Origin of the sequence: Virgibacillus oceani, from assembly GCF_014638995.1 — a bacterium.
Taxonomy (GTDB): Bacteria; Bacillota; Bacilli; order Bacillales; family Amphibacillaceae; genus Virgibacillus_E; species Virgibacillus_E oceani.
In genome coordinates this window covers 80737-94815 of sequence record NZ_BMFR01000005.1, presented here as the reverse complement: position 1 = coordinate 94815, position 14079 = coordinate 80737, and the positions used below count along the sequence as shown (strand labels likewise).

The window sequence follows — 14079 nt, the reverse complement described above, 5'->3', positions numbered from 1 at the left end:
AGAGACGTTAACATGGTAAATTACCGTTTGTTAGCTCTTGATTTAGATGAAACATTACTTACCGGGGATAAACGAATTACGGATGAAACAAAGTATTGGATATCACAAGCCAAGAAGGCAGGGGTTATTGTTATTTTCGCAACAGGTAGAGGTCTGCAAAGGATTGGATATATTCGTGAGGAGTTAAATCTTGATACGCCTATGGTCCTGGTTAACGGTGCGGAGATATGGGAGAAACCCGGAAAGCTTTTGGCTAGATATTTTATTAGCAGAAAAGATATTCGAATGTTACACACGTTTGCTGTGGACGCTGGCGCTTCTTATTGGGGGTATAGTGTAGAAAGTCTGACTGGTCCAGGTACATGGTCGGATGAAATGTTTGATCGTAATTGGATGAAATTTGGTATTCGGCACGATGATTGTAAGGTTATCCAGGAAATAAAGAAACAAGCTGCAAATTCTACATCGTTAGAAATTACTAGCTCTTCATCGGTAAACCTGGAATTTTCATTCAAGGGTATTTCAAAGAAAAGCGGGGTCGGTAAGGTATGTAACTTATTAAATATTAATATGGAAAAAGTTATGGCCATTGGGGATAACTTAAATGACTTACAACTTATACAATCTGCCGGGTTAGGAATAGCCATGGGAAATGCCGATATTCGGTTAAAAGAAGCAGCGGATGAGATTACTGGAACGAATGAGGAAAATGGAGTAGCTAGGGCAATACAGCGTTATATATTTGGATTAAATCAAGACATTCAAAAAGAGATGTCAAGTTTAGGAGATTTATAATGATGACAAAAATATTTGCACATAGAGGAAGTTCGGGAACACATCCAGAGAATACCTTCCCCGCATTCATGGAAGCAGAAAGAGTTGGCGCAGATGGCATTGAATTGGATGTGCAGTTAACAAAAGACAATAAACTAGTCGTAATTCATGATCACACAGTTAATCGAACAACGAATGGTACAGGAAATGTTAGAGATTACACATTGAATGAACTGAAACAGCTTGACGCTGGTTCTTGGTTTAAAGGGGATTGTCATGATGCGAAAATACCGACACTCCAGGAAGTACTCACGTGGATGCAGCATAACACACTTTTTTTAAATATTGAGTTGAAAAATGTGACTTTGGAATTGCCTAATCTTGAGGAACTTATTCTTAAAGAAATTGAAAGATATAATTTAGCTCACAGGGTAATTATATCAGGCTTCAATCATTATTCACTAAGAAAAATACATGAACTCAACCCAGATATAGAATGTGCAATTCTTTATTTAGAAAAATTATTCAAGCCATGGGACTATGCAGCAATTATCGGAGCAAGGGGACTTCATCCACACAGTCCCAAAACGGATCGTGCCATGATTACGGAGGCAGAACAAAAAGGGTTTCCAGTTCGAGTTTACACTGTAAATCAAGAGGAAAGAATGAAACAGCTCATAGAATATGGCTGCTCGGCAATTATAACAGATTACCCTGGGAAAGCATTAAACGTAAGAAAGATGGTGCATAAAAGGTAGGAGAATTCAAATGGAATATATAAAGGAATTTTTTATAGCATATGAAACGTATTTTCAAGTTTTTATTAGTGCAATACTTGGATTTCTAATTGGCTGGGATCGATCATCAAAGCATAAACCGGCGGGATTAAAGACTTATACCTATGTGGCAGTTGCCTGTACTTTAATAACAATCGTGTCGATTCGCAGTGTAGAAAGTTTTAGTAATCCCCTTATTGGGACTAGAATGGATCCAATGCGGCTTGCAGCACAAATTGTGTCAGGATTAGGCTTTTTGGGTGCTGGGGTTATTTTAAAGGATGGCTTACAGGTTAAAGGGCTAACATCCGCATCAATGATCTTTTTTGTAGGGGGAGTGGGAATAGGTATAGGTGCAGGATTTTATGGAATTGTCATTTTTGCAACACTAATTACCTTTGTCCTTACAAAAATCGGATTGATTTTTGAAAAGCAAAATATATCTAATATAAACATTAGTTTACGAAAAAAGGCAAAGTAGCCTAGGAGGAGTTAATATGTTAAAAATAGGAGTTATTGGAGTTGGGTCTATTTCAAGATCTCATATTAAGCCATATTTAAAAAACACGGATGTGGAGATCGTTGCACTATGCGATAGTAATGAAAATAGATTAAAAGAGAAGGGGGACCTATACGGGGTTTCCCAGTTGTATACGAATTATCAGGACCTATTATTAAACAAAGATATTGAGGCTGTCAGTATCTGTACCTGGAATAATTCACATGCTGAAATTGCTATCGCAGCATTAGAAGCTGAAAAGCATGTCTTAGTAGAAAAACCGCTGAGTATGAATGTGGAAGAGGCATTAGCAATAGAAACAGCAGCTGAAAAGTCCAACAAGGTTTTACAGGTAGGTTTTGTCAGAAGACATGGGGATAATGTAAAACTAGTAAAATCATTGATTGATAATGATGAACTTGGTGAACTTTATTATGCAAAAGCATCCTACTTAAGAAGATTAGGAAATCCTGGTGGCTGGTTTAGCGATATTTCCAAATCTGGCGGTGGGCCGTTAATTGATCTTGGCGTTCATGTGATTGATATATGCTGGTATTTAATGGGGAAGCCACGCCCCGTATCAGTTAGTGGGAACACCTATTCAAAATTGGGAAATCGAAGTCATATTAAGAATTTATCATTTTATAAAGCAGCAGACTATGATCCGAATTTAAATGATGTGGAAGATTTAACGAATGCTTTAATTCGTTTTGATAATGGGGCATCACTATTCGTTGATGTTAGCTTTACACTTCAAGCAAAAGATAACGAAACGAGTATTAAGTTATATGGCGATAAAGGTGGCGCAGAAATTGAACCAGAACTTGCGTTGGTAACAGAAAAAAACAATACAATTTTAAATGTCACCCCACAAGTTGATAATCTCGGTTTTGATTTTGCCAAAGCTTTTGAAAACGAAATCAATCATTTTGTTGAATGCTGCTTAGAAGACAAAGAAACGATCGCACCGGTAAGTGATGGTGTGCAGGTTATGAGAATACTTCAAGCAGTTTATGAATCAGCAGCCATTAAAAAAGAAGTATATTTGTAAAATCAGTTACGAAAAGGAGTAATTATGAGGGTTAGTGTAAGTATGTACAGTCTGAATCCAACAATAAAAAAAGAGAATTGGTCTGTCCTGGATTTCCTGGAATATGCGAAAAGAATTTCTTCGGATGGAGTAGAATTACTCGATATGTATTGGCGAAATAAGGACGATAAGTTTAAAGAAATTAAGCAGGTTAAGGCTGCTTTAAAGGAGCATAATTTAGCTGTTTCAGCCTATGATATTACAAATAATTTTGTAAAACAATCTTCTGAAGAACGTATGGAAGAAGTAGAAAAGGTTAAAGAAGGTATAAAGGTTGCTAAACAGCTTGGAACGAATATAATCCGTGTATTTGCTGGTGATTTACGAAACGGAATAACCTATCAGAGTGGAAAAGAGTGGATTGTCGATTGTTTAAAACAGTGTGCCGTAATAGCTGAGGAAAAGGAAATTTATCTAGCAATTGAAAATCATGGGTTGCTGGCAGGTAAAAGTGAACAAATTGAGGAAATTATTGAAAGAGTGAACAGTTCTTATGTAAAGGCAACTTTCGATACCGGAAATTTTTTATTAGTTAATGAAATGCCTCGGGAAGCTTTTGATAGGTTAAAAGAAAAAATTGTTCATGTCCATTTTAAGGATTTTAGAGAAAAGCATCCGAATGAATCCGTTAAAGGGTTTCAGTCTACAGAGGGTGTGGGGCTTATTGGTACAATTCCAGGTGATGGGCAAGTCGATTTATCCTATATTGTGGATGGATTAAAGGGAGTTCATTACGATGGGTGGCTATCAATTGAGTATGAAGGAATAGAGGATGCAAAGCATGCAACCACTGAAGCAGTAAATCGCTTAATGACTTTGGTGAACTAGGAGGATAGAAATGAAAAATATTGTACTAGTAAGGAAAGAAAAAATAGATTATGGTGCAACAAATGAAAAAGCTCTCGTACGGAATTCGATTAGCGAACTAGCATTAGAATCAGACATGGAGCCGAAAACGTTTGTGTTACCATTAACGGAACAGAATTTACGTTTTGATTTAAATGAAAGATTCAATACTTTTATACCGTCAACAAAAGTTACTAGTGATCAAGTTTCTAGCGGTAGATTATACGTTTATTTTGATTTGGAGAACTATCCATTTTATAAGAAGTTAAGTGAGGCAGTAAAAAAGGAAGCAAGAAGAAAAGGGGTTTTTCGCTTAAAAAGAACCGTGAACTATGATGAAGATATATTACTAATAGCAAGTGATTTGTACGTGTTAGCTGAATTATTTGGCGAACCGGATAATGTAATTATGAAGCATTCAAATCGTGCCAAAAATCCGTATCATATTATTTTAATGGTGAATTTCAGCGGTGGCACCATGTCACATTTGGAATATACTTTTTCAGATCATGAAAGTATGGAGTTTGATTGGAGCGGCGTAAAAAAAATCATTGAATTTAATAGTAAAGAGATGAGTCCAATTAAACCAAATAATCTTACAGACCTGCCGTTAACATATAATGCAGATGCGATCGTAGCTTCTGCACATTTAGCAGATCAGAATCTTATTGAACAGTTGAATAAATTCAGATATACAGTGGAAGAAGGTGTTCGGCAATGAGGATTGGTATGATGAGCTTTGCGCATATGCATGCACACGGTTATACAAATAGTTTATTAAAACTGCCGAATGTAGAGCTGGCAGGAATTTTTGATGATGATATGGAAAGAGGGAAAGAAGCTGCGGGTAAATATCATACGGAACATTTTGGTGATCAAGCTACATTTTTAGCTCAGGAAATGGATGCAGTAATTATTTGCAGTGAAAATATTAGACATAAAGAAATGGTTTTGAATGCCGCAAAGGCCAAAAAACATATCCTCTGTGAAAAACCGATTGCTACAACTGTTGAGGATGCGGAAGAAATGATTCGGGTTTGTAAGGAAAATGGAGTTATTCTGCAAATCGCATTTCCAGTTAGATTTAGTTCACCGATTCAGCAGTTAAAGGACATGATTAATAGGGGTGAATTAGGTGAAATTATTGCATTCCGGACTACAAATCGAGGACAAAATCCAGGTGGGTGGTTTATTGATGACCAGCAGTCGGGTGGCGGTGCAGTATTAGACCATACAGTACATATGGTTGATATAATGCGCTGGTACCTGGGGAAAGAAATTATTGAAGTAAATGCAATTGTGGACTCTTATTTTCATAACATAGATATCGATGATGCCGGTATCCTTACATTAGAATTTGAAAACGGTGTTATCGCAACACATGATTCAAGCTGGTCCAAGTTTACTGAATATCCAACATGGGGAGATGTAACCATAGAGGTCATTGGTACGAAACAAACCGTAAAAGCCGATGCACTTCAGGAACATCTAAGAATGTTTTCAACTGGAAGCAAATCGTTAAACCATTTGTTTTTTGGAAATAATATGGACTTTGGACTGATCAAGGATTTTGTTGAATGTGTAGAGCAAAGAAGGGAGCCGTCCATTTCCGGATTTGATGGCTTAAAAGCATTAGAGGTTGCTTTGGCAGCTTATAACGCTAGCAATGGTGGCAAAGCAGTTAAGCTATAAATAACTGACAAGGGAGTATGTATTCAAGTGAAAATTACATTTCTGGGAACAGCAGCTGCACAGGGAATACCAATGCCATATTGTGATTGTGTAACTTGCACGTACGCTCGTAAATTTCATGGCCGTAATATCCGTAAGAGGTGTTCATACTTAGTCAATGATGATCTTTTGGTAGATATGGGTCCGGATCTATTCGCTGCCTGTGCTATTCACGATGTTGACTTAATAAACGTGAAATATACATTAATTACTCACAGTCATCTAGACCATATATTTGTGCAAAATCTGGGGCTTCGTACAAGAGGGATGCATAACCAGACCGAACTGCCGCAATTGAAACTGGTTGCGCCTCCCTCCGTTATGACTTTACTAAACGCATATGGTGCTTCAGATGAAGGCATGAATTTGCAAAGATATCCGATTCTACCTTTTGAAAGCTTGAATTTCACTGATTACCATATAAAATCGCTCAGAGCTAAACATATGCCGAACGTAGGGGATGCGGTAAATTACATTATTGATGATGGAAGTAAAAAGGTATTAATTGCCTCTGATACTGCTATTTATGAAGATATGGTGTGGGCGCATTTAGAGAACCAAAAAATAGATGTTTTGATTATGGAATGTACCAAGGGTTTGAAGCAGGAAAGCAGTAGTGTACATTTAAATATTAAGGATTTGCAATTTATGATTGAAAAACTGGCAGGTATACATGCTATAACAGAAGAGACAGCGATTTATGCAACGCATTTTTCACATCAGCATTGTCCCCCGCATGATGAGCTTGGCGGAGTTTTAAGGAGCATTGGTGTGAACTGTGCTTATGATGGGCTTGTTTTGGAAGTGTAAAAAGATAGTAGTACAAGGGAATAATAGATTGCTTAACAATATAGCCAATACTTGGATGAAGGCGGCAAAGAGCCTATTTATAAAACTTTAACATGTATCAAAAGGAAATCTCCCTGTTCAGTCGTTCGGAAAGCAATTACCAATGATTAATGGGAGATGTGGACACGGGGTCATGGGACAAGGGGTCACATGGGACAAGGGGTCAGACCCCTCGTCCCTCTGACCCCTTGTCCCTCTGACCCCTTGTCCCTCCACGCTGTAGTGAATGGTGCGGATAAACGATTCATTAGTCTCTTATACCCGCACTCACCAATTACTCTAGGTGGGAATTACCATATTTTTAAAAATTAAAACAATTCCAATTAATCATGAATTTATAAATCTATTACTCTATAATAAAACTATCAAATTTTCTAGGAGGTATAATTTTGAAAAAAAAGTATATCGTTCCTGCAGTTTTATCTTCGGCACTATTAGTAGGTTCCTTCTCAGTTAGTGACGTATTAGCTAAGCCACATGAATCTAGCAGTATTAGTAGTGTACAGGCACAGAAGGTTTGGAATAAAAACGCAAATACCCCTATTTTCGTTAAGGAAAAATTTACAGAGAAACATGCTGCTAGTGATACATCCAATGCATTAAATTATTTGAAGAAGAATGAGAAAATAATTGGGGTTAAGAACCCTGGGGAAAATTTAAAAGTGAAAAGTGTTCAGGAAGACGACCTGGGAATGACGCATATTCGCTTTAATCAAACGAAAAATGGAGTGCCTATAGAAGGTGCTGAAGTAATTGTTCACTTTAATAAAAAGAATGAGATTGTATCTGTAAATGGTCACCATAACAAAGCTGCTGCAAATAATGCTATTGATACCGCTGCATCCATTAAAGCTGATAAAGCGCTTGAGTTGGCTAAATCATCCGTGAAAGCTCCAGAAACGTTAGCATATGAACCCACATCAGACCTCGTTGTTTATCCATTCGAAGGAAAAAATAGTCTAGCCTACAAAATCAATGTTAATTTCTTAGGAGATGAACCTGGCAACTGGTTTGTTTTTGTTGATGCAAATACAGGAGAAGTAATTGATAAGTATAATGCGTTATTGCATGCCGATGAGATTAAAACGAAACCGCATAAAGGTGTAGGGGAAGGAGTACATGGGGATCATCGGCAATTGCATACTACAATGGAGATACAATCTGGACAAGGTACAACATTTAAATTATATGATGAGTCGCACGAAAATCTAGAAGGTATTTATACATTTGATTACAATACTGGAAGCCTTTTCAAAAATAAGAGTTCATCATGGAAAGACGAATACCAAAGACCAGCTGTAGATGCGCACTATAATTCAGAAACTGTATATGAATATTACCTTAATGAACACGGACGCAACTCCCTTGATGGGGAAGGAATGGCTATCAAATCTTATGTTCACTTCGGCAACAATTATAACAACGCGTTTTGGAATGGACGATACATGACATATGGTGATGGCGACGGGGAGTATATGGTACCACTTGCTGCAGGACTTGATGTTGCTGCACATGAAATGACACATGGTGTGATCAGTCATTCGGCAAATTTACAATATCGTTTTCAACCAGGTGCACTTAATGAGTCATTCGCCGACGTATTTGGAGCACTTATAGATGAAGAAGATTGGGAACTGGGTGAAGATATTATGGCACCGACAGCCAAGGCTGAAGGAAGAATTGCATTACGCAGCCTAAGTAACCCAGATCAATTCCCGGTGTCTGAGGCAAGAGCTCCATACGGTGATGGAATGTATCCTGAACATATGGATGAATTTTATGACATGCCGATCAATGTAGACAATGGCGGGGTACATGTTAACTCATCCATTACCAATCATGCTGCATACCTAATCGGGCAGCAAATTGGAAAGCATAAACTTGGGCAAATCTACTATCGTGCATTAACTGTTTATTTAACTCCTACTTCAGACTTTAGTGACGCGCGAAATGCTATCGTACAATCGGCAGCAGATATTTACGGGGAAGGCAGTACCGAGGTTGAAGCGGTGGAGAATGGTTTTGATGAGGTGGGGATTTATTAGTGGTTTTGATAAAAGCTTGCAGGGGTCATTTTCCCTGCAAGCTTTTTTGTTGTTAGTTAACAGTAGAGAGAGGAAAAGTTTAAATAATTGAAAAGATGAATTTAAAAAATGGTAGAATGAATCTTTTTCCAATAAACTTAATAGACAGAAGCTATGTCAAGCCTCGAAGTAATTAGGATATACTAAGACCAGCTGCTAGTGGGAATCACATGCTGGTCTAATTTTTTGCTTCAACAAATATCTTTGGCGCAGATTTGAAATTTAGACACATGTTTTACATTATTGGGTATGCATGATGATTAAGATTATATTGGGTTAACCGCATGCTAAATAATCGTGTTTTATCAGATTTGAATTTCGCCAGGATAAAATGTACAATAATTGCTTAAATCTTGTTTGTTTCCATATTTTTATCAAAATCTAATTAGAACCTGCTTCCAGAAGCTGCCCCCTTTGGAGAAATACGTTCAATTGCTGCCAGGTCTTCATCTGTAAGGGAAACTTGCAGGGCACCGAAATTTTCTTGGACCCGTTTTAAACTCTTTGTTCCTGGAATTGGAACAATTTGGTCTCCCTGTGCCAACAGCCATGCTAGTGCAAGCTGGGCAGTGGTACAGCCTTTTTGTTCTGCCATTTTTTCAATGAGAGAAACGATCTCTAGGTTTTTGGTGAAATTTTCACCTTGGAAGCGAGAATATTGACGACGATAGTCATTCACTGGAAGGTCTTCAAACTTTTTAATCTGTCCTGTCAGAAAGCCTCTGCCTAAGGGACTATATGGTACCAGGGCAATCCCCAGTTCCTTTAGAATCGGCAGAATTTCGTCTTCCACTTCTCTGCTCCATAGAGAAAATTCGGTTTCCACTGCAGTTATGGGATGCACCTCATGTGCGCGACGAATGATGTCTGCTGGTGCTTCAGAAAGGCCAATATAACGAATTTTACCTTGTTTAACTAGGTCAGCCAGTGTTCCGACAGTCTCCTCAATTGGAGTATTAGGGTCGTATCGATGCTGATAGTAAAGGTCAATGTAGTCTATTCCGAGATTATACAGGCTTGCGTCAACAGATTTTTTTATATAAGCTGGGTCCCCTTTATAACCTTGCGTATGCGTGACTCCAAATTTTGTTGCAATCACAGCTTCTTCCCGCCGGCCTTTAAGTGCCTTTCCTACGAGCTTTTCATTATCTCCAAACCTTTTTTGAAGAAAAGCCTCTGTTCCAGTCCCAGTACCGTAAAGATCAGCAGTGTCGAATAGGGTGACACCAGAATCCAAAGCTCCTCGAATCGTATCGATAGAGTCTTGATTGTCTGGCATTGTCATCGTACCTAGTCCTATTGCGGAAACCTCTAACCCTTCATTTCCAATTTTTCTTTTTTGAATAGCTTGATTGACACTCATTGGGATATCCTCCTTTGATTATTGACGTGTTTCATCTTAACAAATGAACACGACTGTAACCAATGCGTGTTTATACTAGTAATACAAGTAATAGGATAACTAGTATGCAGTGAGCCATTTCTGTCTATCAATAACCGGTTCGGATCACTTTATCTTCAGTAAAATGAAAACTATACTAATAATATAATAGAGAAAGGATAGATCCTTATGCATACAAGTATTCCTTCCAAGATGTTTGGCCAATTTTTAAAGTCCAGGCGCGAACGTGTTCAGCCTGAAGAAGCTGGCATACTCCAGACTTCTGGGCGCCGAAGAACACCGGGATTGCGCCGGGAAGAGGTTGCCTTTCTCAGTCATGTTAGTGTTACGTATTATACTTGGTTAGAACAGGGAAAAGAAATTCAACCATCGAGAGAGGTTTTAACAAATATTAGCAAGGCGTTACGGCTTAGTCCGGACGAGAATGAGCATCTTTTTAACTTAGCTTACAATGAAACATTCTCTCTGCCTATCGAAAAACAATACGATGATTCACTGCAGGCTGCAGTAGATAAGCTGCCGTTTCCATCCTTCATTACAGATCAGCGTTCCAAGGTTATTTTTTGGAATCGCGAGGCAGATAAAATGATTTTTCCGTTTTCCTCTTGTGCCACCGAAGAACGGTATCTACTAAAACTCCTTTTCCTGGAGTCAAGCTTTCGGGATCGTATTCAAAACTGGAGTGAGTTTTCTTCTTATTCGGCAGCAGTCTGTCGGAGCATATATGACCGTTATCCAGAGGACGCCATTCTAAATCAGCTACTTGACAATCTAAAACGGCAAAGCAAGATGTTTCAGAACTTATGGGATCAACATCACATTCAGCAAAAAAAGGTTAGTTTCATTTCGATAAATGACAAACAAGGTCAAACACATAATTTCCGCATTCATTCAGCCTCCCATGTAGATGGAAATGAAGGTCTCCATTGGTGTATGTATGTCCCGGAATAACCGAATAATTAACATTGATCTTCTGCCAATTGCGGACAACGAATGGAACCATTTTGATCATTATTGTTTGAAAATGGTTTCTTTTAAAATTTAGTTCTGTTTTTCGAGGCTAACTAATTCAGGATCTATTTTAAAGATCCATTAAAAGTGAGGTAGAAAAATGACATACCCAACAATCGCAGAGGAGTACAGGGGTGGTGCATTAGAAAATACACACCAGGGACTTATTTGTGCGATCAATGATAAAAAAGAAATAATTTATCAAAAGGGCAATCCAGACCACCATGTGTATTACCGTTCAGCAATGAAACCGATTCAGGCAATCCCTGTATTCACAACCAATGTAATAGAAAAGTATGGTCTCAGCAGCAGGGAAGCGGCTTTATTTACTGCATCACAGCGCGGTGAACAATATCATCAGGATGCACTGGAAAGTTTAATGAAAAAATTACAATTAACCGAGGATTTGCTGATTTGCAATCACAGTTATCCGCTCAATGAGGAACCGAAGCAACAGTACATTTGGGATCATAAACCACAGCGCCGGCTCCTGCATAACTGTGCTGGTAAACATCTAGGTTTTCTGGCATATGCGAGAGAAAAAGGGTACGAGCCACATGGGTATGAGAGGATTGAACATCCCTTGCAGCAAGAGGTTCTGCGTTATGTGGCTGAATTGTCTGAAACACCTATGGAACATATACATACAGCAATTGATGGCTGCGGTGTCCCAGTTCACGCGGTTCCTTTGAAAAATATGGCAGTGTCGTTTTTGAAATTCGCTGATCCGGGACAAGCAGATGATAAAGAAATTGCCGGGGCAATCAGGAAAATAGGCAGGGTAATGAATGAACATCCAGAAATTGTAGCCTCCCATCATTTCATTTGCACGGCTTTACTGAAAGATACGAACATCATCGCAAAAGGCGGTGCGCAAGGGGTTTATTGCTTAGCGTTAAAAAAGGAAAAGATCAGTATTGCTTTAAAGGTTTTGAGCGGGTCTGAATTAGTGTGGCCGGTATTAGTTGCTGAAATTTTAAATAAGCTGAATTACAGCAATACGGACACAATTGATCGTTTATTGCAGATTCGTTCAAATGCAATAAAAAATGATAATGGCAAACGTGTTGGGGAGACCAAAATATTATTATAGGAAAGGTGTTTTGTATGCTGCTAGAAGTTATTGTTCAAAATGGACAGGAAGCAAAACAAGCTGAGGAACTTGGTGCAGATCGGATTGAATTAGTATCTGCAATACAGGAAGGCGGGCTAACCCCTAGCTTTGGGGCGATTAAACAAGTGCTGGAAAGTGTTTCAATTCCAGTTCAGGTCATGATTCGTCCGCACAGCTATCATTTTTGCTATACCAATAAGGATATGGGAGTCATCCGTGAAGATATCCAAAAGGTACTAGAGCTTGGCGGGACGGGAATTGTATTTGGTGCATTACATGAAGACAATACAATAAATGAAACGTTCCTTGAAGAAATTATTCAGCTATCTCCAGATTTGGATATTACCTTTCACCGGGCATTTGATGAAGTTCCATCTCAAATGGATGCATACCGAGTACTGGCGAAATATAAACAAAATGTAAAGCGCATTCTGACCTCAGGCGGGGAAAGTAACTGTTTCGAGGGAAAAGAGAAGCTTCGCGAGCTTGAACAAATGTCACAGAAATTGGACGGACCTACTATAATGCCTGGCGCTGGCTTAACCTCTGCTAACATCGGGGAAATTCATGATGAAGTAAAAGCTGTAGAATATCATTTCGGCAAAGCTTTAAGGATTGAAAGGACTTTTATGAATGGCTTTGATGAAAAGGTGGTTAGATCTGTTATTAATAGATTAAAAGGTGAATAAGGAAACTAAATGGTTGTATCTATTGGTATTAAAAGAAGGAATTTATTGAGTTATAAAGAATGATATTAATAAACAGGTTATTTTAGAAAATAGAACAGATAATTAGGGAGTGTATCAAAATGAATTATCGCCAATTAGGAAAAACAGATTTAACTATTAGTGAATTAAGCTTTGGTACATGGGCTATTGGTGGCGCTTGGGGGAAACTGAACGATACAGAGGCATTAAACGGGCTAGACCGTGCAATGGATGAAGGAGTTAATTTCTTTGATACAGCAGATGTTTACGGTGATGGCCATAGTGAAGAACTGCTAGCAAAAGCGACAAAAGGGAAGGAATCAACTATACATATTGCTACTAAGTTCTGTCGTGCGGGAGATATACATGATCCAGAAAATTATTCGATGAAACGTGTTCAGGAGTACTGCGAAAATAGTTTGAAACGGTTAAATCGCGAGCAAATTGATTTATACCAGATTCACTGTCCACCATTAGAAATCTTAAAAGATGGGAATGTATTCACTGTTTTAGATAAATTAAAAGCTCAAGGTAAAATAAGATATTATGGTGTAAGTGTTGAAACAGTGGAGGAAGGCTTGTATTGTCTTGAGAATTATGATGTAAGTTCACTACAAGTAATTTTTAACATTTTTAGACAGAAGCCTTTAAAAGAATTATTTTCGAAAGCATATGAAAAGGGTGTTGGCATTCTCGCGCGCGTACCATTGGCAAGTGGTTTGCTAACAGGAAAATTTGAAAAGGACACTACGTTTGAAGCAGATGATCACCGTCATTTCAATCGGAATGGCCAAGAATTTAATGTTGGTGAAACGTTTGCCGGTCTGGAATTTAATAAAGGTGTGGAGCTAAGTCAGCGGCTTGAGTGGATTGCACGTGGCAGAGGTAATATGACTAGGGCTGCTTTAAGATGGATTTTAGAGCATAACGAAATTACAAGTGTTATTCCAGGGTTCAGGAACGTAAATCAAGTTGAAGATAACTTGCAGGCATTGAATGTAACAGGTTATACACCTGAAGAAATGGATAGGCTGTCCGTGTTTTATCGGAATGAGGTTCAGCCGTATGTTAGGGGAGCCTATTAAATAAATAACATATAACACTAAAGGCAGGCGATCGTGAGCCTGTCTTTTTGTATGCGAAAAATTAATATTTAGTACAATTAAAAAATTCTTATATTGATTGTACGTACAAAT

General features: G+C 38.3%; 14 protein-coding genes. 13 read left to right on the top strand and 1 reads right to left on the bottom strand.

Annotated features, from left to right (window positions below; translation table 11 throughout):
- The first annotated feature begins 12 nt into the window (after positions 1 to 12).
- From IEV74_RS08475 to IEV74_RS08435, 9 genes are all read left to right on the top strand, one after another.
- Positions 13 to 795, top strand: a complete 783-nt coding sequence (locus IEV74_RS08475; protein WP_188454947.1) for a Cof-type HAD-IIB family hydrolase — start codon at positions 13 to 15, stop codon at positions 793 to 795.
- Positions 796 to 797: 2 nt separating this feature from the next.
- The gene (locus IEV74_RS08470; RefSeq protein WP_188454946.1) at positions 798 to 1532 is read left to right on the top strand and encodes a glycerophosphodiester phosphodiesterase; all 735 of its coding nucleotides are present in this window, start codon (positions 798 to 800) and stop codon (positions 1530 to 1532) included.
- A 10-nt stretch (positions 1533 to 1542) separates the two neighbouring features.
- On the top strand, positions 1543 to 2031 hold the full coding sequence (locus IEV74_RS08465; RefSeq protein WP_188454945.1) for an MgtC/SapB family protein: 489 nt from the start codon (positions 1543 to 1545) through the stop codon (positions 2029 to 2031).
- Between the two features lie 16 nt (positions 2032 to 2047).
- Positions 2048 to 3100, top strand: coding sequence for a Gfo/Idh/MocA family protein (locus tag IEV74_RS08460; protein ID WP_188454944.1), 1053 nt, complete (start codon positions 2048 to 2050; stop codon positions 3098 to 3100).
- A gap of 24 nt (positions 3101 to 3124) precedes the next feature.
- Positions 3125 to 3967 carry a sugar phosphate isomerase/epimerase family protein gene (locus tag IEV74_RS08455; protein ID WP_188454943.1) on the top strand — a complete coding sequence of 281 codons (843 nt, stop codon included), beginning with the start codon at positions 3125 to 3127 and terminating at the stop codon, positions 3965 to 3967.
- 10 nt (positions 3968 to 3977) lie between these two features.
- A complete protein-coding gene (locus IEV74_RS08450) occupies positions 3978 to 4706 on the top strand; it encodes a hypothetical protein (protein ID WP_188454942.1) in 729 nt (242 codons plus the stop codon).
- Positions 4703 to 5677 (top strand): Gfo/Idh/MocA family protein, encoded by a 975-nt coding sequence (locus tag IEV74_RS08445; protein WP_188454941.1) that lies wholly within the window; start codon positions 4703 to 4705, stop codon positions 5675 to 5677. The genes IEV74_RS08450 and IEV74_RS08445 overlap by 4 nt, the downstream gene beginning before the upstream one ends.
- A 27-nt stretch (positions 5678 to 5704) precedes the next feature.
- A complete protein-coding gene (locus IEV74_RS08440) occupies positions 5705 to 6526 on the top strand; it encodes an MBL fold metallo-hydrolase (RefSeq protein ID WP_188454940.1) in 822 nt (273 codons plus the stop codon).
- Between the two features lie 428 nt (positions 6527 to 6954).
- On the top strand, positions 6955 to 8610 hold the full coding sequence (locus IEV74_RS08435; RefSeq protein ID WP_188454939.1) for a M4 family metallopeptidase: 1656 nt from the start codon (positions 6955 to 6957) through the stop codon (positions 8608 to 8610).
- A gap of 424 nt (positions 8611 to 9034) precedes the next feature.
- Here the strand turns inward: IEV74_RS08435 and IEV74_RS08430 are convergent, their stop codons facing one another.
- Positions 9035 to 9994, bottom strand: coding sequence for an aldo/keto reductase (locus IEV74_RS08430; protein ID WP_188455033.1), 960 nt, complete (start codon positions 9992 to 9994; stop codon positions 9035 to 9037).
- Positions 9995 to 10219: 225 nt separating this feature from the next.
- On the opposite strand from IEV74_RS08430, the gene IEV74_RS08425 reads away from it, so the two are divergent.
- The 4 genes from IEV74_RS08425 to IEV74_RS08410 all read left to right on the top strand — a co-directional run bounded on the left by IEV74_RS08425 (position 10220) and on the right by IEV74_RS08410 (position 13968).
- Positions 10220 to 11002 (top strand): helix-turn-helix transcriptional regulator, encoded by a 783-nt coding sequence (locus tag IEV74_RS08425; protein WP_188454938.1) that lies wholly within the window; start codon positions 10220 to 10222, stop codon positions 11000 to 11002.
- Between the two features lie 160 nt (positions 11003 to 11162).
- Positions 11163 to 12155, top strand: a complete 993-nt coding sequence (locus tag IEV74_RS08420) for an asparaginase (RefSeq protein WP_188454937.1) — start codon at positions 11163 to 11165, stop codon at positions 12153 to 12155.
- A gap of 14 nt (positions 12156 to 12169) precedes the next feature.
- On the top strand, positions 12170 to 12865 hold the full coding sequence (locus IEV74_RS08415; protein ID WP_188454936.1) for a copper homeostasis protein CutC: 696 nt from the start codon (positions 12170 to 12172) through the stop codon (positions 12863 to 12865).
- Positions 12866 to 12984: 119 nt separating this feature from the next.
- Complete coding sequence (locus IEV74_RS08410) at positions 12985 to 13968, top strand: aldo/keto reductase (RefSeq protein WP_188454935.1); 984 nt, start codon at positions 12985 to 12987, stop codon at positions 13966 to 13968.
- Positions 13969 to 14079 lie beyond the last annotated feature (111 nt).